At 65.2% G+C, this 19,391-nt stretch carries 17 protein-coding genes; 6 read left to right on the forward strand and 11 right to left on the reverse strand.

All coding sequences use genetic code 11. The annotated features are described in order from the left end of the window. Positions 1-15: 15 nt before the first annotated feature. On the forward strand, positions 16-1,020 hold the full coding sequence (gene dusA, locus ACQR1I_RS36460) for a tRNA dihydrouridine(20/20a) synthase DusA (protein WP_434888987.1): 1,005 nt from the start codon (positions 16-18) through the stop codon (positions 1,018-1,020). Positions 1,021-1,024: 4 nt separating this feature from the next. Here the strand turns inward: dusA and ACQR1I_RS36465 are convergent, their stop codons facing one another. From ACQR1I_RS36465 to ACQR1I_RS36490, 6 genes are all read right to left on the reverse strand, one after another. Beyond that, the gene (locus ACQR1I_RS36465) at positions 1,025-1,561 is read right to left on the reverse strand and encodes a TIGR02281 family clan AA aspartic protease (protein ID WP_434869887.1); all 537 of its coding nucleotides are present in this window, start codon (positions 1,559-1,561) and stop codon (positions 1,025-1,027) included. A gap of 28 nt (positions 1,562-1,589) precedes the next feature. Beyond that, a complete protein-coding gene (locus tag ACQR1I_RS36470; RefSeq protein ID WP_434869959.1) occupies positions 1,590-1,787 on the reverse strand; it encodes a DUF1289 domain-containing protein in 198 nt (65 codons plus the stop codon). A gap of 47 nt (positions 1,788-1,834) precedes the next feature. Beyond that, on the reverse strand, positions 1,835-3,433 hold the full coding sequence (locus tag ACQR1I_RS36475) for a sensor histidine kinase (RefSeq protein ID WP_434869888.1): 1,599 nt from the start codon (positions 3,431-3,433) through the stop codon (positions 1,835-1,837). A 119-nt stretch (positions 3,434-3,552) separates the two neighbouring features. Continuing rightward, entirely contained in the window at positions 3,553-5,001 is a 1,449-nt protein-coding gene (locus tag ACQR1I_RS36480; protein ID WP_434869889.1) for a PepSY domain-containing protein, read from the reverse strand. Between the two features lie 7 nt (positions 5,002-5,008). Continuing rightward, entirely contained in the window at positions 5,009-7,045 is a 2,037-nt protein-coding gene (locus ACQR1I_RS36485; protein WP_434869890.1) for a TonB-dependent receptor, read from the reverse strand. Between the two features lie 701 nt (positions 7,046-7,746). Then, positions 7,747-8,616: an NAD(P)-dependent oxidoreductase gene (locus ACQR1I_RS36490; RefSeq protein ID WP_434869891.1), complete on the reverse strand. Its 870-nt coding sequence runs from the start codon at positions 8,614-8,616 to the stop codon at positions 7,747-7,749. A 264-nt stretch (positions 8,617-8,880) separates the two neighbouring features. On the opposite strand from ACQR1I_RS36490, the gene ACQR1I_RS36495 reads away from it, so the two are divergent. The 4 genes from ACQR1I_RS36495 (at position 8,881) to ACQR1I_RS36510 (ending at position 13,132) form a co-directional block, all read left to right on the forward strand. Continuing rightward, the gene (locus ACQR1I_RS36495; protein ID WP_434869892.1) at positions 8,881-9,327 is read left to right on the forward strand and encodes a VOC family protein; all 447 of its coding nucleotides are present in this window, start codon (positions 8,881-8,883) and stop codon (positions 9,325-9,327) included. Between the two features lie 132 nt (positions 9,328-9,459). After that, positions 9,460-10,590: an Mrp/NBP35 family ATP-binding protein gene (locus ACQR1I_RS36500; RefSeq protein ID WP_434869893.1), complete on the forward strand. Its 1,131-nt coding sequence runs from the start codon at positions 9,460-9,462 to the stop codon at positions 10,588-10,590. 178 nt (positions 10,591-10,768) lie between these two features. After that, positions 10,769-11,863, forward strand: a complete 1,095-nt coding sequence (locus ACQR1I_RS36505) for a TRAP transporter substrate-binding protein (RefSeq protein WP_434869894.1) — start codon at positions 10,769-10,771, stop codon at positions 11,861-11,863. A gap of 180 nt (positions 11,864-12,043) precedes the next feature. Continuing rightward, entirely contained in the window at positions 12,044-13,132 is a 1,089-nt protein-coding gene (locus ACQR1I_RS36510) for a TRAP transporter substrate-binding protein (RefSeq protein WP_434869895.1), read from the forward strand. A 92-nt stretch (positions 13,133-13,224) separates the two neighbouring features. On the opposite strand, the gene ACQR1I_RS36515 is transcribed toward ACQR1I_RS36510, so the two are convergent. The 5 genes from ACQR1I_RS36515 to ACQR1I_RS36535 all read right to left on the reverse strand — a co-directional run bounded on the left by ACQR1I_RS36515 (position 13,225) and on the right by ACQR1I_RS36535 (position 18,078). Further along, positions 13,225-14,895, reverse strand: coding sequence for a TRAP transporter large permease (locus ACQR1I_RS36515; RefSeq protein WP_434869896.1), 1,671 nt, complete (start codon positions 14,893-14,895; stop codon positions 13,225-13,227). A gap of 25 nt (positions 14,896-14,920) precedes the next feature. Further along, entirely contained in the window at positions 14,921-15,502 is a 582-nt protein-coding gene (locus ACQR1I_RS36520) for a TRAP transporter small permease subunit (protein WP_434869897.1), read from the reverse strand. A gap of 356 nt (positions 15,503-15,858) precedes the next feature. Continuing rightward, a complete protein-coding gene (locus tag ACQR1I_RS36525; RefSeq protein ID WP_434869898.1) occupies positions 15,859-16,749 on the reverse strand; it encodes a cation diffusion facilitator family transporter in 891 nt (296 codons plus the stop codon). 229 nt (positions 16,750-16,978) lie between these two features. Beyond that, on the reverse strand, positions 16,979-17,245 hold the full coding sequence (locus tag ACQR1I_RS36530) for a hypothetical protein (protein ID WP_434869899.1): 267 nt from the start codon (positions 17,243-17,245) through the stop codon (positions 16,979-16,981). Between the two features lie 392 nt (positions 17,246-17,637). After that, positions 17,638-18,078 carry a hypothetical protein gene (locus tag ACQR1I_RS36535; protein ID WP_434869900.1) on the reverse strand — a complete coding sequence of 147 codons (441 nt, stop codon included), beginning with the start codon at positions 18,076-18,078 and terminating at the stop codon, positions 17,638-17,640. A gap of 292 nt (positions 18,079-18,370) precedes the next feature. On the opposite strand from ACQR1I_RS36535, the gene ACQR1I_RS36540 reads away from it, so the two are divergent. Then, entirely contained in the window at positions 18,371-19,378 is a 1,008-nt protein-coding gene (locus ACQR1I_RS36540) for a tetratricopeptide repeat protein (protein WP_434869901.1), read from the forward strand. The last annotated feature ends 13 nt before the right edge of the window (positions 19,379-19,391 follow it).

Here is a 19,391-nt window from a genome sequence, read left to right on the forward strand (position 1 = left end):
ATGACAGATAAATCAATGAATGCAGGGGCTAACGACAGGTGGCGGTTCTGCACAGCGCCGATGATGGATTGGACGGATCGGCATTGCCGGGCGTTCCATCGGCTGTTGTCGCGCCGGGCGCTGCTGTACACCGAGATGGTCACGACCGGGGCCGTCATTCATGGCGATCGAAAGCGGCTGCTCGGCTTCGATGCGAGCGAGCATCCCGTGGCGCTGCAGCTCGGCGGGTCCGACCCGGCCGATCTCGCGACCTCGGCGCGGATCGGCGAGGATTTCGGCTACGACGAAATCAATCTCAATGTCGGATGTCCGTCGGACCGGGTCAAGGACGGACGGTTCGGCGCTTGCCTGATGGCGGAGCCGGCGCTCGTCGCGGCCTGCGTCGCGGCGATGAAGCGCGTCGTCAAGATTCCCGTCACCGTCAAGTGCCGCACCGGCATCGACGATCAGGATCCGGAGGTCGCGCTCGATGCGCTCGCCGATGCGGTGGTCGACGCAGGCGCGGACGCGCTGATCGTGCACGCGCGCAAGGCCTGGCTGAACGGATTGTCGCCGAAGGAGAACCGTGACATCCCGCCGCTCGACTATGACAGGGTGTACCGGCTCAAGGCGCGGTTGCCGCAGGTGCCGGTCATCATCAATGGCGGCATCGGCAGCATCGAGGCCGCTCAAAAGCATCTCGCGCATGTCGACGGCGTCATGCTCGGCCGCGCCGCCTATCAGGAGCCGTGGCGGCTGCTCGATGTCGATCCCGTGTTGTTCGACGAGCCATCGCCACATCGGGACATGAAGGACGCGCTGGCGGCGCTCGAGCCCTACATCGAACGTCAGATCGGGCAAGGCATGCGGCTGCATGCGATCACGCGGCATCTCGTCGGCGCCTATCATGCGGTTCCGGGCGCGCGGGCGTTTCGCCGTCATCTCGCCGAGCGCGGCGTCAAGCCGGAGGCGGGCATCGAGGTGCTGCGCGAGGCCGTGGCGATGGTCGAGGCGCGCCAACCGGCGGCCGTGCTGGCCTGATCCGTCAGCTGCGCTCGGGATAGCCGTGCATCATCAGCCGGTCGGGGCGCACCTCCCAGCGTTCCAGACGGTCGAGGAAGCTCATGCCGAGCAGATTGGTCTTCATCTGCCCGTGCGGCACCACGAGCGCCGGCACCGAGCGCTCCACCAGCTTGCCGATCGCGAGCCGGTCGAGCGTCAGCCGCGCCGCCTTGGTGTGACCGCCGGCCGTCTCGACATCGACGTCGTAGTCGAGCATCTCGAGCGGCAGGCCGGCAGCCTTCGCCGTCTCGTAGGTCAGCACCACCGAGGTGGCGCCGGTGTCGACCACCATCGGCGCGGTGACGCCGTTGATCTTGGCACGCAGCGCGAACTCGCCGCCTCGCGTGCGCTCGATCTCGACGGCATTGGTGTTCGGCGACGTCTTGGCCCGCAGTGCGCGGCTGCGCAGCACCTCGGAGACGGTGTCGGTGGCGAGCGCGGCCTGCTCCGGATCCTTGTAGACGATGACGGCGCCCGCGGTGAGCACCATGGTGACGAGCACCAGCGCGACCTTGTTCATGCGGCGCCTCCCAGCGGCGACGACGGGCTCAGTCGTGCTTGCGCGTCATCGCGGGGAGGCCGGCGTCGCGCATGCGCATCGGCAATCCGTCCATCAGGGCGAGCCGCTCGTCGCGCGACAGGCGTCCCCAGGCGGCAATCTCCGGCAGCGTTCGGCCGCAGCCGAAGCACAGCTTGGTCTTCGGATCGATCATGCAGACGGCAATGCACGGCGTGTCGTGGCTCATCATGCCCTAGTGAAAGGTTCTGGCACCGTTTTTCAAGTGCAATCATCTCACAGTCCCGTTCCGGCATTCATGATCGGTCTGCGCAACAGCCGCCGCTTCTCCTGGGCGGGCGCGAGGGCAGGATCCGGTTGCAGCGGCGGTGCCTCGTCCGACAGCGGCGCCAGCGCCGACATCACCCGTTCCGGCGGGAAGGTGACGATCACCTCGGTGCCGATGCGGACCTTGGATTTCAGGGTGAAGGTGCCGGCATGCATCTCGATCAGGTTTTTGGCGATCGGCAGGCCCAGGCCCGCGCCCTGTTCGGCCGACTTGATCGAATTCGAGCCTTGGCCGAACGAGGCGAGCACGATCGGAATCTCGTTCTCGGGGATGCCGGAGCCGGTGTCCCTGACGCTCAGATATTGTCCGCCGGACGCGGTCCATCCCGCCTTCAGCCAGATCTCGCCGCCCTGCGGCGTGAACTTGATCGCATTGGAGAGCAGGTTGAGCACGACCTGGCGGATCGCGCGCTCGTCCGCCCACAGCCGCGGCATGCTCTGCTCGAACACCTCGTGGATGGTGATGCCGCGGCTGGTCGCGCGCAGCTTCAAGAGGTGGTGGCAGTCGGCGACGACGTGCACCAGCGCGACGGCTTCCTCGTTCAGCTCGTAGCGGCCGGCCTCGATGCGCGAGAGGTCGAGGATCTCGTTGATGAGGTTGAGCAGATGGACGCCGGAATTGTGGATGTCGGCGGAATATTCCTTGTAGACCGGCACGGCATGGCCACCGAAGATCTCGCTCTTCATCACCTCGGAAAAGCCGAGGATGGCGTTCAGCGGCGTCCGCAGTTCGTGGCTCATCTGCGCGAGGAAGCGCGATTTTGCGACATTGGCGGCCTCGGCGCGATAGCGCGCCTCGTCGGAGATCGCCTTGGCCTGCTCGAGCTCGCCGATGAGGGCGTCCTTCTCGGCACGCGCCTCGAGGGTCGCGAGCGTGGTCGAATGCAGTTGATGCGCGAGCAGCACGAAGTAGCCTTCCGCCGCAACGGCAAATCCGGCGAGCAGATAGTTGTCGAACGTTCCCGACAGCGCGAGGCTCAGCGTGATCGCCACGGTCACGGGGGCGGTGACGGCGACCGCCGCGAGCGGCAGATTGGCGGCGAGCATGCTGGAGACAGCGATGACCAGCAGCATCAGGAACATCATCAGCGTGCCGGATACTTCCGCCAGCGCGGGATGGATCAGGATCGCCATCCAGCACACGCCGTAGAGCAGGTCGAGCAGCACGAAGCGCGTGCGCCAGCGCCGCGTGGCCGCCAGCGACGGCTGGTCGGCCAGGAAGCTGTGGCAGTTGCGCACGATCGCGGCATGGATGCAGAGCACGCCGAGCGTCCAGGCACCGGCCGCGAGGGCATGCAGCCAGACGCTGAGCATCAGGCCGGCCGCGACCACCAGCAGCATGACGATGTAGGAGGCGGAGATGCGGGTCTGTGCGTATTGGCGCAGCAGCTCGCGATCGAAGGCTGGCCGCGTTCCCGATGTCGATGTTAACCGGTCGCGCGCCTCGCGCACCCGCTGCTGCGCCGCTCGGCGCTGGCTTGCCGGCGCGAGCGCCGGCGCATCGGCCGGAAGCTCGACAATCTCGGGCGTTTCCGCAGGCTTACTCATCACAACGATACATTCCTGCCCGGGGCCAACGGGCTGCTTTCTGCATCGTCTATAACTGGCTCGAAATCCTTAAGACGGACTATAGACAACGAAAAATTTGCGTTAACCGCGCGTTAAAATTAACCATTGGCGCGCGGCTCGGCGCCCAGGCTGCGCAGCCGCCGCCAGCCGATCACGACGCCGGTGAGGCTGAAGGCAAAGCCGGCCGCGCACAGGCCGACGATGAGCAGGGTGCGCAGCGTTGCGTGCCCAAGCAGGGTCGGGAAATCGAGCGTGTGCAACGCCTGATACAGCCAGCGATAGGTGCGCCTGGACGGATCGAGCCGCTCGAGCACGGCCCCGGTGGCGCCATCGACATGATACCAGGTCTCGCCGCAGACCACGCGATGGACCGGTGCTCCGGGCACGTCGGAGGCCAAGTGATAGTCGTCACCCGGCTCGACCTCGGCCGACCGCGCACAGTCGCCGCGCAGAGCCATGGTCAGGGTGTTGATGTCGGCCGGCTGCAGGAAGCGGCCGACGGTTCTCCAGGTGGACGCGTCGAGCACGGACATCTGCTGCTGGCTGAGCCCGCGCCGCGCGCGCTGATACAGGCGGCCGCCGAAGGCGAACCATTCGATCTCCCTGATCTCACCATGCACGGCCGCGAGCGCCGTGGCGCTCAGGCGGGTCCAGTCGGGCGTGCCGATGAGCACGGCCTGTTCGGACGGCGCGAGACGGCCGGTCGCAAACAGCCGGCCATGATCCATCGACAGCCAGCCGCTGACGATCCAGGTCAGCACGAACTGCATGCAGACAAGCCCGGCCCAATGGTGCCACAGATGCCAGCCGCGATAGCGCGAGGAGAGCCGCGCCGTGTGCAGCCTCAGCCTGAGAGGGCCGAGCAGGCCGCCCGCCACGGCAGCAATGACCGCCGCCAGCGACAGCCACCAGACGACGGCGTCCCAGGCCGCCCAGTTTTTCCGCAGCAGAGTCGGATAGATCCAGTGGACGACGCTGCCGACGTAATTCCAGCCGCGCTGGAAACGCGTGGTGTCGAGCACCACCTCGCCGGTCCGGGACGAGACATAGAGCTCGGTGCCCCCGGGATCGTTGAGGGTGATCCGGTGCAGCGGCCGATGCGCATCGAACCGGTTCGGCACCGTCCATTGATCATAGTCGTCGCGTGCGGCGACTGCAGCGGCGCTGGCGTCGAGCCCGCGCTGCTGTGCGCTGGCGCGTGCGACGGAGAGGGCGAGGTCAGGCTCCGTCACGTCGGCCGCCGCGAGCGTGTCGGCATGAACGGCCGTGCTGCGGTCATGCGCTGATATGATGTAGACCGGGCCATCCACGCGCCGGATCAGCCTGATGCGGTCCGGTTCGCCGATCCGGCTCGACGCCAGCGCCTCGGCGGGGCTGCGCAGGGAAGGCGTGAGCTCGAACGGCGCCAGCCCGGCGAAGCGCTCGCTCTCCGTTTGCGCCGGGAACGGCACGAAGTGCATGACGATGCCGGTCGCGAACCACAGCACGAACAGCGGAGCGATGATGATGCTGAGCCAGCGATGGGTGTGGATCAGCGCCCGGATCATGTTGGCGTCAGAATTTAAACGAGGCTTCGACCTCGTAGGTGCGGGGCGTGCCGAGGAAGATCTGGTCGGGATAGAACGGATCGCTCCAGGCCGCGTAGCGTCTGTCGGTGACGTTGCGGACGCGGAAGGCGAGGCGGGTGCTGGTCGCGGTGGCGAACAGCGGCACTTTCGGCAGGTCGACGAAGGCGAACAGGTCGGCGGTGGTATAGGCGTTGAGCTTCACCGTGTTCGCATCCGTGCTCCAGCGGTCCCCCACATGGCGCACGGAGAAGCCAAGCTCGACCGGCCACCAGCCCGGATTGAGGAAGCGGTAGGAGCCGCCGCCATTGACGATGACGGCCGGAATGTTCGGCGGCGTGTTGCCGGAGAACGAGCCGCCGTTCGCGAGATCGTAGTCGGCGTAGCGCGCGCGAACATAGGCGACGTTGCCCCACAGTTTGCTCTCCGGCGTCGGCCGCACCGCGACGGCGAGCTCGATGCCCTGCGACTTCACCTTGCCCGCGAGGTTGAGCTGCTGGCCGGCCTGGGCGCTGTAGACGTTGTTGCGCTCGATGTCGAAGGCCGAGAAGGTCCACTCCGCGCGTCCGTTCCACGCGAGCTGCTTGACGCCGGTCTCGTAGCTGCGGGAGTCCGACAGCGTGAGATTTTGTGTCGGCGTCAGGATGAAGATGCTGTCGGCCGAGATGTCCGTCGCCGTCGCATATTGGCTGTAGAAGGTGGTGCCCGGCAGCGCCTCCCAGGTGGTGCCGATGCGGCCGGTCAGCGGCTGCCAGCTTTTGGAGTAGGGGAAGCCGGCTCTCATGGTGCCATCCCGGATCCATGTGCGGTCGAGCGTGAACGGGTTGTAGCGCAGGCCACCGATCAGCGCGAAGCTGTCGGTGATCTTCAACCGGTCTTCGAGATTGAGCGCGACGCTATCGATGGTGGCGGACTGGAACTGTGTCCTCAGGTCACCATAGGTGCCGCGATCGAAGCCAATCAGCGCGACCGGCTCGCCGGGAAAGTTCGCGGCACCCGGCCGCGTGAAATCGGTGTGCGAGCTCTCGACCGAGGCCACGAGGCGGTTGGCGAAGCCGAAAAGGTTGGCATTCCAGGTCACGTCGGTGACATTGCCGACCATGTTGTGGTTGTGGTGGACGAAAAAGCGCTCGCGATCGACCATGCCGGTGCCAGCGTTGAACGCCGAGACCTCGTTGTTGTACCAGTCGCGGCTGGCATTGTAGTTGTAGATCTGGCTCCGCAGCGTGACGGCGTTGCTCAGGTCCCATTCGAACCCGCTGCGGACCCAGGACTCCTTGATCGTCTTGTGGCCGTCGACAACATTGTAGTTGGTCGACAACGTCCGGCGGTCGATCGTGACCGCGCCGAGATTGCTGCCGTTGTAGTCGGAGATCTTGGTGCCGGACACGATGCCGCCGGTCGCGTTGGCGCCGCTGACGGATACCGGCACCAGCGGCGTGCCCTCATAGGGCTTGGCCTTGTAGTCCTTGAACTCGGCGGCCACGAACGTCTTGAAGCTGTCGGACAGGCGGTAGTTCAGCTGGCCGGAGACGTGGACGTTCTTGAACTCGGTGTCGTCGATGAAGCCGACCTCTTTGGTCCGGCTGATGTCGAAGCGATAGTCGAGCCCCTGGACGGTCGTGCTGCCGCCGGAGCCGAAGCCGCTGCGGAACGTGCCGCGCTGGTCGAAGCCGACGAAGGCTTCGTTCTGGACCGGTCCGGTGTGCGGCGCCTTGGTGACGAAGTTGATGGTCCCGCCGACCGCGCCCTGGCCAGATATCAGGGAGGAGGGGCCCTTGAGGAATTCGACGCGATCGAGATTGAACGTCTCCATCGTCAGCGCGGTGAAACCGGTCGGGCCGATGTTGATGCCGTTGTAGAGCACGTTGACCTGGTTGCCCTGGAAGCCGCGCATCGCGTAGCCGACATCGTTCGGCGCATCGCCGGCGCTGACGCCGGCGGCGCCTTTCACCGCGTCCACGGTGGTGTGGTAGCCTTGCTCACGCAGCGTCTCCGCGCCGACCACGTCGACCGTCGCCGGCACTTCGCGTGAGGTCAGGCCGAGCCGGCTGCCGGCTGCCGGGATCGCATTGCCATTGAGCGGCGTCGCGGTCGAGGCTGCGTCGGCGGAGGAGGGGACGGATGGCTCCGTCGCTTGCGATGGCGCCGCTGCAGGGCGTGGCGCAGGGCGCCTGGTCCGGTCAGCCGTCCGGCTCGTCGAGGCAGATCGGCTGACCGCCTGCCGCTGTCGCGGGGCATCGACCGTCACGTCCGGGAGCAAGGTGTCAGGTCTCCGGTCGGGGCTCACAGCCTGCTGGGCATGGACATTCGGCCCCGCTGACCAGCCGGCCACCACCAACCCCGCCAACGACAGCGAGCCCAATATCGTCCGCACGCTCATTCCGATCCCTACCGCAGATGCCGACCACGCCAGCGCCTGCGCCCCATGACGTTCACGATGACCAGGACGAGAGTTAGCCCGAGCCGATGAAGATGTAACGTTATAACATCACAAAATCTCGATTCCGGTTTATGCTGTCTCAGTTCTGCAACATCTGCGAACGATTGGCGATTGCAACGGGTATCAGCGAGTCGCGGGGCGCGCAATGGAGTGCGCGAGGCCATTGGGAGCGGCAGGCGGGCTCGTTTTGACAGCGGCCGCGTCGCTCTCGCAACCGGCCCACGCAAAACGGCCGCCGCTCGAATTGAGCAGCGGCCGTTGGAGTCGCAACCAGGCGTTGGCTTTTACTTCTCGAGCCGGGCCAGCAGGCTCGACGTATCCCAGCGCTTGCCGCCGAGCTTCTCGACCTCGGAGTAGAACTGGTCGACCAGCGCGGTCACCGGCAGATGGGCGCCGTTGCGGCGCGCTTCGCTGAGGCAGATCGACAGGTCCTTGCGCATCCATTCCACCGCAAAACCAAAGTCATACTTGCCGTCGTTCATGGTCTTGTAGCGGTTCTCCATCTGCCAGGACTGGGCAGCACCCTTGGAGATGGTCTCGATCACGGCGGGGACGTCGAGGCCCGACTTCTTGGCGAAGTGGATGCCCTCGGAAAGGCCCTGCACGAGGCCGGCGATGCAGATCTGGTTGACCATCTTGGTCAGCTGGCCGGAGCCGGCCGGCCCGAGCAGCTTGCACATCCTTGCATAGGCCGCGATCACCGGCTCGGCGCCGGCATAGGCGTCGGCGGCGCCGCCGCACATCACCGTCAGCACGCCGTTCTCGGCGCCGGCCTGGCCGCCGGACACTGGCGCGTCGATGAATTTGAAGCCGGCCTTGGTGGCTGCGGCGTCGAGCTCACGTGCCACTTCAGCCGAGGCCGTGGTGTGGTCGACGAAGGTTGCGCCCTTGGTCATGCCGGCGAAGGCGCCATCGGGACCGATCGTGACCGCGCGCAGATCGTTGTCGTTGCCGACGCAGCACATCACGAAGTCCTGGCCCTCGGCGGCCTGCTTTGGCGTCGCTGCGGACTTGCCGCCGAACTTGTCCGCCCATTCCTTCGCCTTGGCCGCGGTGCGGTTGTAGACCGTGACCTCGTGACCGCCCTTCTTCACGAGATGTCCTGCCATGGGGAAACCCATGACGCCGAGACCGATGAAAGCGACTTTAGCCATATGAGCTACCTTGACCTTGGGGTTCTGCCGGCGGCCTCGAAAGGGCCGGGCCGTTCTTGGAAGGAACACATCAGCATCCGGCCGCGGCTCGCGGCGGCATGCTGGACCGCCGCACCATAACCGCTTGCGAGACGGGGGCAACGGCTTCGTGACGGATGCGAAGCCGCGCGTCCGTGCTAAAGAGGCATCATCATGACGGCTTGCAAAGCCGCCATCCGGCAACGAAATCCAGTCCATCAACGATCAAGCCAGGGAGTGTCTCGCATGGGCGTCAGCGTCGGCGTGCTCGATCATTTCAACATCCGGACCCGCAACCTCCAGGAGACGATCCGCTTCTACGAGGACGTGCTCGGGCTGGAGAACGGTGCCCGGCCGAACTTCGCCTTTCCAGGCGCCTGGATGTACAGCGAGGGCCGGCCGGTGGTGCATCTGGTCGATATCTCGCCGACCTCGGAGGCACAGAAGCCGGACTCCGGCGTGGTCCATCACGTCGCCTTCGTCAGCCGCGGCTTCGCCGGCATGAAGGCGCGGCTCGCGGAAAAGGGCATGCCGTACGACGCGCGCCAGGTTCCCGGCGGCGAGCTGTGGCAGATCTTCGTGCGCGACCCGAACGGCGTGATGATCGAGTTGAATTACGAGGCGGCCAAGGAGCAGGCCGGGGATGCCCCGGTGGAGACCGCCGGTGACATCGGCACCAAGGTGGCGTTTTGAGTCGGGCTTCATTATGAAGCAGCGCAACAGAGGGCTGGCGCGATCCTTTCGGCAACGACGGAAGATCGCGTCCGGCCAACAGGATAGGGCGCGACGATGTGGCGCGTTCTGAACGTTTTCAGGAGACGCGCCGTGAGCGTGACGCAGCAGCAGGTTCTCGAGGCCCTCAAGCGGGTTCGCTCGCCACGCGGGGTGGCGCTGCCCGATGCCGGCGTGCTGTCGCCGATCACGGCCAATGACGGCAAGGTGTTCTTCTCGATCAACGTCGAGGCCAGCGAGGCCCGTGCCTGGGAGGATGCCCGCGCCCAGGCCGAAGCCGCCGTGCGCGCGATTCCCGGCGTGACCATGGCGATGATCGCGCTCACCGCCGAGCGCAAGGCGGGTTCGGCGCCACCGCCGCCGCGGCAGGGCGGCGTGCAGCCGGCCTCGGCCCATCGTCCACATCAGCACCAGCATCCCTCCGATTCGCCGATGTCAAAGCAGGCGGCGATCCCCGGCATCGCCGCGGTCATTGCGGTCGCCTCGGGCAAGGGCGGTGTCGGCAAGTCGACCACAGCGATCAATCTCGCGCTGGGCCTGCGCGATCTCGGTCTCAAGGTCGGGCTGCTCGACGCCGACATCTACGGCCCCTCGGTTCCACGTCTGACCGGGCTGCACGAGAAGCCGCAGCTCACGCCTGAGAAGAAGATGATTCCGCTGTCGCGCTTCGGCCTGTCGATCATGTCGATCGGCTTCCTGGTCGACGAGGACAGCCCGATGATCTGGCGCGGGCCAATGGTGATGTCGGCGATCAACCAGATGCTGCGCGACGTCGCCTGGGGCACGCTCGACGTGCTCGTGGTGGACATGCCGCCCGGCACCGGCGATGCGCAGCTGACGCTGGCGCAGAACGTGCCGCTGAAGGGCGCGGTGATCGTGTCGACGCCGCAGGACCTGTCGCTGATCGACGCCCGCCGCGGGCTGGCGATGTTCCGCAAGGTCAACGTGCCCGTGCTCGGCATCATCGAGAACATGAGCTATTTCCAGTGTCCGGAGTGCGGCACCCGCTCCGATATCTTCGGCCATGGCGGCGCGCGCCACGAGGCAGAGCGGCTCGACGTGCCGTTCCTCGGCGAGATCCCGCTGCACATGGATATCCGCTCCACCTCGGATGCCGGCAATCCGGTGGTCGAGAGCGAGCCGGGCGGACCGCATGCGGCGATCTACCGGAGCATCGCCTCCGCCGTCCGCGAGCAGCTCAAGGACACCATCGCCGCTGCTTGATGCAGTGCAGCGAAGTGGCTGCGACCATTGGACTGTTCGTCATCCCAACGTCGCGTTTTCGGTTAACCGGTTCCGTGCTAAAGCCCGGCCCGGATCGTCTTCGAGCTGCCGCGAAGAATCGCGTCGGTCGACAAAATGCTTTTCACGGGAAACGCCCCCAACAAGGAGATGCCTTAATATGAAGCGTCGTGATTTTCTGAAGGTCTCAGCCGCGGGTGCCGCGGCGTCGGCCGCGGTGGCCTCGCCGGCGATCGCGCAGTCGATGCCCGAGATCAAGTGGCGCTTGACCTCGAGCTTCCCGAAGTCGCTCGACACGATCTATGGCGGCGCCGAGTACATGGCGAAGCAGGTCGCCGAGATGACCGACAACAAGTTCCAGATCCAGGTCTTCCAGGCCGGTGAGCTCGTCCCGGGTCTGCAGGCGCTCGACGCCACCTCCAAGAACACCGTCGAGATGTGCCATACGGTGTCGTATTATTACGTCGGCAAGGATCCGACCTTCGCGATCTTCGCCTCGGTCCCGTTCGGCCTCAACGCCCGGCAGCAGAACTCCTGGCTGTACCAGGGCGGCGGCAACGAGCTGGCCAACGAGTTCTTCAAGAAGTCGGCCAACGTCATCGGCTTCCCCTGCGGCAACACCGGCACCCAGATGGGCGGTTGGTTCCGCAAGGAGATCAAGACGGTCGCCGACCTCTCGGGCCTCAAGTTCCGCATCGGCGGCATTGCCGGCCAGGTGCTGCAGAAGCTCGGCGTCGTGCCGCAGCAGCTCGCAGGCGGCGATATCTATCCGTCGCTGGAGAAGGGCACCATCGACGCCGCCGAGTGGGTCGGTCCCTATGACGACGAGAAGCTCGGCTTCCAGAAGGTCGCCAAGTACTACTACTATCCGGGCTGGTGGGAAGGCGGTCCGACCGTCCATGCCTTCGCCAACCTCGACAAGTACAACGAGCTGCCGAAGCACTATCAGTCGATCCTCGCCAACGCGACGGTCAACGCCAACACCTGGATGGCCGCGCGCTACGACCAGGTGAACCCGGCGGCGCTGAAGCGCCTGGTGGCCGGCGGCACGCAGCTGCGCCCGTTCACCAACGAGGTGCTCGAGGCCTGCCTCAAGGCGACCAACGAGCTGTGGGGCGAGATCTCGGCCAAGAACGCCGACTTCAAGAAGGTCATCGACGCGATGCAGGCCTACCGCTCGGATGAGTATCTGTGGTGGCAGGTTGCTGAATACACCTACGACAGCTTCATGATTCGCTCGCGTACGCGCGGCTGATCGCAAGCTTCAGATCGGCGGATCGACATGAGCCCGGCCTCGCAAGAGGCCGGGCTTTTGCGTTGCGTTGCGACAACGTTTCGCAATGGCACTCTCGCGCGCTTTGATCCACACTGGAACCGAGGCCCCACAGAAGGCTGCCCAGGAAACGAGCACATATCACCACGAGGGAGGGAAGACATGAAGCGGAGAGACTTCATCAAGGTCACCGGGCTGGGCGCAGCCGGTGCGGCGGCGATCGCGGCGCCGGCCATTGCGCAATCGATGCCGGAGCTGAAATGGCGCATGCCGACGAGCTGGCCGAAATCGCTCGACACGCTGTATGGCGGCGCCGAGATGATGGCCAAGATGGTCGGCGAGGCCACCGACAACAAATTCCAGATCCAGCCGTTTGCCGCTGGCGAAATCGTCCCCGGCCTGCAGGTGCTCGACGCCGTGCAGAACGGCACGGTCGAGATCGGCCACACCGCGTCCTATTACTATTTCGGCAAGGACCCGACCTTCACCTTCGGCTCGTCGGTGCCGTTCGGGCCGAACATGCGCATCAACCAAGCCTGGTACATGCTGGGCGGCGGCCGCGAGATTCTCAACGAGTTCTACGCCAAGTACAATGTCGTCTCGCTGCTCGCCGGCAACACCGGCTGCCAGATGGGCGGCTGGTTCCGCAAGGAGCTCACCAGCGTCAACGATCTCAAGGGCCTGAAATTCCGCGTCGGCGGTTTCGCCGGCCGCGTGCTGCAGAAGCTCGGCGCGGTGCCGCAGCAGATCGCCGGCGGCGACATCTACCCGGCGCTGGAGAAGGGCACGATCGACGCCGCCGAGTGGGTCGGTCCGTATGACGACGAGAAGCTCGGCTTCGTCAAGGTCGCCCCGCACTACTACTATCCGGGCTGGTGGGAGGGCGGGCCGATGCTGCTCGCCTTTGTCAACCAGGACAAGTGGAATGCACTGCCCAAGCACTACCAGAAGATCGTCGAGCACGCCGGCCACTACGCCAACAATTGGATGATGGCCAAGTACGACCAGGGCAATCCGCCGGCGCTGCGCCGGCTGCTCGCCGCTGGCGCCAAGCTTCATGGCTTCTCGCCGGAGATCATGCAGGCCTGCATCAAGGCGGCGCGCGAGCTGCACTCCGAGGTCTCGGCCACCAACCCGGATTTCAAGAAGACGCTGGAGTCGCTGAGCGCCTTTGCCGGCAACGGCTACTCCTGGTTCCAGGTCGCCGAGATCGGCTACGACGCCTTCATGGCGCGCAACCCGTTGAGCTGAGGCGCGACAGCGTCACGCCTCTCGCACAAGACAAAACCCCGGCGCATGCGCCGGGGTTTTTCGTTGGTGCGGTGACCGGGCGCAGCGGGGCGTCACTGCTTCGGCGGATCGATCTGCGGCGGCCCGAAGTCCAGCGGCGGGGCGTCGATCTGCGGAATGTCGATCTTGATCGAGTTCGGATCGACGGTCGATGCGGCGCCCTTGTAGTGCATGACCATCGACGGGAACAGGATCACCAGGATCACCATGATCATCTGGATCACGACGAACGGCACCGCGCCCCAATAGATCTGTCCGGTGGTGACCGGCTCCATCCGCTTGCCGGTGACGCGGTCGAGATAGGACTCCTTCGGCGCCACCGAGCGCAGGTAGAACAGCGCGAAGCCGAACGGCGGATGCATGAACGAGGTCTGCATGTTGACGCCGAGGATGACGCCGAACCAGATCAGGTCGATGCCGAGCTTTTCGGCCGCGGGTCCGAGCAGCGGGATGATGATGAAGGCCAGCTCGAAGAAATCCAGGAAGAACGCCAGCACGAACACGAAGGCGTTGACGAAGATCAGGAAGCCGACCTGGCCGCCGGGCAGCGAGGTGAGCAGGTGCTCGACCCAGACGTGGCCGTTGACGCCGTAAAAGGTCAGCGAGAACACGCGCGCGCCGACCAGGATGAAGACCACGAAGGCCGACAGCTTGGCGGTGGACTCGACCGCCTGCCGGACCAGGTCGAAGCTCAGCCGCCGCTTGATCGCGCCCAGGATGATCGCGCCGGCCGCACCCATCGCACCGCCTTCCGTTGGCGTCGCGAGGCCGATGAAGATCGTGCCGAGCACCAGGAAGATCAGGAACAGCGGCGGTACCATCACGAAGGTGGTCTGCTGCGCCATGCGAGACAGGAAGCGGTATCCGGTGGTGCGCTCCAGCAACCAGTTCACGACTGCGACCGCGAAGGCGAACACGATGCCGGAGAACATGCAGAGCACGACGAAGTCGGCGCCGTGATATTCCGAGCCGCGCATCACGTACCAGCCGAACACGCATGACGCGAGGAACAGTACGCCGAGCGATTTCAGGCCGCGGTCGCCGGAGTCCTCGCGAAAGCCGATCGCCTCGGCGGGCAGGCCGGGCGCTGCTTTCGGGAAGATCATGCTGACGAGGAACGCATAGCTGGCATAGATCGCCGACAGCACGAGACCCGGAATGAACGCGCCCTCGTACATGTCGCCGACCGACTTGCCGAGCTGGTCGGCCATCACGATCAGGACCAGCGACGGCGGGATGATCTGCGCCAGCGTGCCGGAGGCGGCGATGATGCCGGAGGCGAGACGGCGATCGTAGCCGTAGCGCAGCATGATCGGCAGCGAGATCAGGCCCATCGAGATGACGGAGGCGGCGACGACGCCGGTGGTCGCGGCAAGCAGGGCGCCGACGAACACGACGGCATAGGCGAGACCGCCGCGGATGGTGCCGAACAGCTGCCCGATGGTGTCGAGCAGGTCCTCGGCCATACCGGAGCGTTCCAGCACCAGGCCCATGAAGGTGAAGAACGGAATCGCCAGCAGCGTGTCGTTGTTCATCACGCCGTAGACGCGTTCAGGTAGCGCCTGCAGGAAGTCCGGACGGAATTCTCCGAGCTCGATGCCGATCAGGGCATAGAACAGGCCGACGGCGCCAAGCGAGAACGCTGCCGGATAGCCGAGCAGCAGCATGACGACCAGCGAGCCGAACATGATGGGCGCCATATTGGCGATCAGAAACGCAGTCATTGATTGGATCCCCCCAGCCCGCCGCTTACTTCTTTTCGATCGCTTCGACGAGGTGCTCGACCTCGGCCTCGATGCCATGGGACTTCGAAGCGTGGGGATCGGGGATCAGCCCGCGCATCACTGCGATGCGCTTGATCAGCTCGGAGACGGCCTGCACCAGCAGGAAGATGAAGCCGAGCATGATGAGGGACTTCGCCGGCCATTGCGGCAGGCCGCCGGCATTGCTGGACTGCTCGTTGATCTCGAACGAGCGCAGGAAGAAGGGCACGCTGGTGATGATCATCACGACGCAGAGCGGGATCAGGAACAGCACATGGCCGACGACGTCGATGGTGTCACGCAGCCATTTGGGCAGCGTGGCGTTGACGATATCGATGCGGATGTGTTCGTTGTCGAGCAGCGTCCAGGGCGAGCACAGCAGGAACACGGCTGAGAACAGCACCCATTGCAGCTCGAGCCAGGAATTCGAGGAGGTGTCGAGCGTCTTGCGGACGATGGCGTTGATCGTCGAGATGATGACGGCGAGCAGGATCAGCCACGCCAGCCGCTTGCCGGTCCAGGTCGTGAAGGCATCGATCCCACGGCTCAATTTCAGCAACGCTTGCAACGCTGGTCCTCCCCCAAATGTCTTGCGACGTCCCCAGGGCCCGTTCTGGTTGCGCAACGCGCGGCGCAACGGCCCATCCGGCCAGGCAGGCTCTAAAAACCGGGGCACCATTTCAGCGCCTCAGGTTGCCGTCAATCGGAAAAGTGGGCAAAAATGGGCGTTGCCGCAACATGTTGCGTCGGTGGCGACACCGCGCCACAGCTGTCGCACCCGGTATGCCGATCTGCGACGGCCCGTCTGAGACGGAAGCTTGTGGACCGGAAACGACCGGCACTCGCGCGCCGCTCGTCCGGCGGGGCAGCCAGTGTTGCGCGCCGGTACGCGACACCGATCCTTCAGGTCTCCACGGCCCGCGCTCACAGCACCACGACGCCGGAGTGCTTGGCCTTGTTTTCCGGCTCGACGTGAATGGTGACTGCGCTGTGCTCGTCGTCGTCGCGGAGCGCGGCTTCGATGCGGTCGCAGATGGCGTGGGCCTGGTTGACCGACATCTCGCCGGGCACCACGAGGTGAAACTCGATGAAGGTCATCCGGCCGGCGTGCCGGGTGCGGACGTCGTGCGCCTCGAGCGCGCCGTCGGCGTGTCCGCCGATGATCTGGCGGATGCGCGCGAGCGTGGCCTCGGGAACCGCCTCGTCCATCAGCCCGCTGGTTGATTCCTTCAGCACCTGCCAGCCCGACCACAGGATGTTCACGGCGACCAGCAACGCCAGCGCCGGATCGAGGATCGGCAGCTCCAGCACGACGGCGAGCAGGAGACCGACCACGACGCCGCCCGAGGATACGACGTCCGTCAGCAGGTGCCGGCCGTCGGCCACCAGCGCCGGCGAGCGCAGCCGCTTGCCGCGGGTGATCAGCAGCCAGCACCAGATGGCATTGATCACGCTGGCCAGCCCGTTGATGGCGAGGCCCTCTGTCGGCGCCGAGAACGACTTCGGTGCGAACAGATTGCCGTAGGCCTCGTGGACGATCAGCAGCGCCGCGACGACGATCATCACGCCTTCGATCACGGCGCTGAAATATTCGACCTTGTGGTGGCCAAACGGATGGTTGGCGTCGGCGGGCTTGGCGGCAATGCGCACGGCGAGCAGCGCGACGCCGGCGGTGACCACGTTGACGATGCTCTCGAGCGCGTCGGAGTAGAGCGCCACCGAGCCCGTGATCCAATAGGCGAAGAACTTCAGGCCGAGGACGATGATCCCGACCACGAGGCTGCCGATGGCGAGCTTGAGCGATTGCGAAGGCATGAGGTCCCGATCCAGCCAAGCGCTGGCGTACTCAAGGCTGCAATGGAACGCAACGCCCGTTGCTGCGACCGAGTGTCAAAATCGATGCTCGGGTCTCGTCGTTGCACCTGACATCCCGAAGCGACGTCGCCGTGCCGCTGTGGTCTGCGGAAACAGAAAGGTCGTGCCCCATCGCGCTGGGCACGACCTTTCGCGTCGGCAGGAAATCCAGCGGGGTTGCCGCTGCCGACTACTTCTTGATGATGGTGGTCGTGCTGCTGCTGCCGACGGTGCCCTCGTCCTCGCAGACCTTGGTCTGCTTGATGCGGTCCTCGGCCTCCACGCGGCTCGTGAACGCCATCGGCCCGATCTGCGTCACGACCTCGCGATCGGCGGGGCGGGTGGTGGTGATGGTGCAGCGGTGGCTCGGTCCCTGCACGACGTAGTATTCGTCAGCAAGAGCCGCGGCGCTGGATCCAATGATCATTGCGCCTGCAAGAAGAAGGGATGCTTTCATCGTCTCTCTCCATCCAGTTGTGAGTCCAGTTGCTGTCGAAAGGAGGACGACGCCGTGAGCGAATATCACTCGCACCGCGTGGTCCTCTCCGCGGCTGAGCAACTCACTCGCGTGGCGGGGGTTCCGGCTTCCGGCCGTCAGCTGGTGTTTGATGCGATGCACTGTGCTTGGCGATGGACGAATCGGCGTGTCACGATGCGGCGACGACGATACGGCCCCTCGCGATGGACCGACCGCATCGCGCCAGCGGTCACGATGACAAACACCGATGTTGACGTCAGCCAGATCGAGCCGGCCACGGCGACGAGCGATTGGTCAATGCGGGCGCGTCATTGCTCGACAATTGGCCTGCGCCGCTGGGCACTGAGACGGCTCGGGCGGCGCCGCCAGTTTCATTCGAGCGTTGCGGCGAGAGGCGCAGGTTTTCCCGGAACGAGCCCGGCCACGACCAGCAGGATCAGATTGAGCGGCGCCGAAACCAGGCCGATGATGCTGATCAGACCGAGGAAATCGGCCGTCTTGTTTTGCGTTGCGATCAGATAGACGAGGAGGAGCAGGGGTGAGAGCAGCATCGTGACCAACAGGAATGTCGGTGCCATCCAGACCGGCCAGCCGATGTCTCGCGACCTCGCTGCAAGCGCCCAGGCGAGAAAGAGCACGATTGCGGTATCGAGCTTGCCCAGGAATTCAGCTCCGTTCATCGCCGCCACGGCGGCGAGGATGTGCGCGACCACCAGACAGCCGGCCCAGATACGATACGACTTAAGGTCGAGCTGCTTTTCAAACACGTTCACTTTCCCCTTCGAGGCGCAGGCGTTGTCGCGCTCTTTCAAGTCTTCCGGAAAAGATCATCACTGCTCCAGCGCCGCAATATCTGTAAGCAGATGGTTGCAGACGATTTTCTTTGCTCGTGATCGTTCCGCGAGACGTTGCGGCGCGCCGAGCCCGTGCCGTGTGCTTCGACAGGGATGGGGCGGACGGCGCGAGCGTTGTTGACGAAAGCGGCCGTTGTAGGGATTGTCCGAATGCCTCGATGGTGCCTGCGGCGCGGCAGCAGCGATGCACGCCGCGATCTCGCCCAGGAGGTCGGTGTCCGGACGTTGATGTCAGTGCAGAAGGGAAGTCATGTTGAGAAACTCAACCGCAGGCTGTCGTCGCGCGGCTCGCGCCATCATCGCAGCAATGGCGCTCCTGCTGTCGAGCGAACTCGCCCGCGCGCTCGACCCGCAGGATCTGAAGATCTGCCAGGACAGCGACGACATTCCGCGCATGATCGCAGCGTGCACCAATCTGGCGCGCGACACCGCGTTGCCGACCGGTGCTCGCTCCATGGCGGAGCTGAAACGCGGCTTCGGAAACTTCGCGCTCGGCAATTTCGATGCCGCGGCGGCCGATTTCTCCGAAGCCATCAGCCTCAATCCCAAGAACCACTTTGCTCATCACGAACTTGGCCTCACCTTGTTCAAGAAGGGCGACCCCGGTCGTGCGATTGCGTCGCTGACGGAGGCCATCAGGCTGGATCCCGCAGGGGCGGCCAGCCGGGTGAGCCGAGGGCAGATCTATTTGTCCCAGGACAGGCTGCAGGAGGCGATCCAGGATTTCACCGCGGCGATCGATCTCGGGGCCGACAAGAACACCGTCTTCGCCAAGGATCAGGCAATGAATCGGCCGGATAGCGCTCGCGTCACCGCGGAGTACTACTACGCCCGTGCTCTCGCCTACTATCAGCCCGGCGATTTCAAGGCCGCGGTGTCCGATTTTGACCGGGCATCCGAGCTGTTCGACCGGGACGGCTATCATGTGATCTGGGCCGCAGTGTCCAGCATCCGGGACGGATCGCCCGATGCGGATGGCCGGCTGTCGGCACGGCTTGCCAAGGACCCGCTCGAGGCGTGGCCCCGTATCGTCGCGGAGTTGCTGATCGGGCGGACCAGCCCAGCCGCGGCGCTGGCTGCCGCCAAGGATCCGGCGCAGGTCTGCGAGGCGCATTACTACACGGCGATCGTTCGCCTCAGGGCCAAGGATCAGGCCGCCGCGCGACAGGAATTTGTGGCCGCGCGCGACGGATGCCCGCAGTCGGAGCGGGAGTATGCGGCCGCGATTGCCGATCTCAAGCGATTGCAATCGCAGTGATCGAGATTTTGGC

Origin of the sequence: Bradyrhizobium sp. HKCCYLS2038, assembly GCF_051167655.1 — a bacterium.
In the GTDB taxonomy this organism is placed as follows: domain Bacteria; phylum Pseudomonadota; class Alphaproteobacteria; order Rhizobiales; family Xanthobacteraceae; genus Bradyrhizobium.

Excerpts from the sequence above, each read along its gene's own strand:
- ACQR1I_RS36490 (WP_434869891.1), bottom strand. The coding sequence starts at position 8,616 with ATGGCTAAAGTCGCTTTCATCGGTCTCGGCGTCATGGGTTTCCCCATG.
- ACQR1I_RS36465 (WP_434869887.1), bottom strand. The coding sequence starts at position 1,561 with ATGAACAAGGTCGCGCTGGTGCTCGTCACCATGGTGCTCACCGCGGGC.
- ACQR1I_RS36510 (WP_434869895.1), top strand. The coding sequence starts at position 12,044 with ATGAAGCGGAGAGACTTCATCAAGGTCACCGGGCTGGGCGCAGCCGGT.
- ACQR1I_RS36475 (WP_434869888.1), bottom strand. The coding sequence starts at position 3,433 with ATGAGTAAGCCTGCGGAAACGCCCGAGATTGTCGAGCTTCCGGCCGAT.
- ACQR1I_RS36515 (WP_434869896.1), bottom strand. The coding sequence starts at position 14,895 with ATGACTGCGTTTCTGATCGCCAATATGGCGCCCATCATGTTCGGCTCG.
- ACQR1I_RS36480 (WP_434869889.1), bottom strand. The coding sequence starts at position 5,001 with ATGATCCGGGCGCTGATCCACACCCATCGCTGGCTCAGCATCATCATC.
- ACQR1I_RS36525 (WP_434869898.1), bottom strand. The coding sequence starts at position 16,749 with ATGCCTTCGCAATCGCTCAAGCTCGCCATCGGCAGCCTCGTGGTCGGG.
- ACQR1I_RS36505 (WP_434869894.1), top strand. The coding sequence starts at position 10,769 with ATGAAGCGTCGTGATTTTCTGAAGGTCTCAGCCGCGGGTGCCGCGGCG.
- ACQR1I_RS36495 (WP_434869892.1), top strand. The coding sequence starts at position 8,881 with ATGGGCGTCAGCGTCGGCGTGCTCGATCATTTCAACATCCGGACCCGC.
- ACQR1I_RS36470 (WP_434869959.1), bottom strand. The coding sequence starts at position 1,787 with ATGAGCCACGACACGCCGTGCATTGCCGTCTGCATGATCGATCCGAAG.
- dusA (WP_434888987.1), top strand. The coding sequence starts at position 16 with ATGAATGCAGGGGCTAACGACAGGTGGCGGTTCTGCACAGCGCCGATG.
- ACQR1I_RS36530 (WP_434869899.1), bottom strand. The coding sequence starts at position 17,245 with ATGAAAGCATCCCTTCTTCTTGCAGGCGCAATGATCATTGGATCCAGC.
- ACQR1I_RS36540 (WP_434869901.1), top strand. The coding sequence starts at position 18,371 with ATGTTGAGAAACTCAACCGCAGGCTGTCGTCGCGCGGCTCGCGCCATC.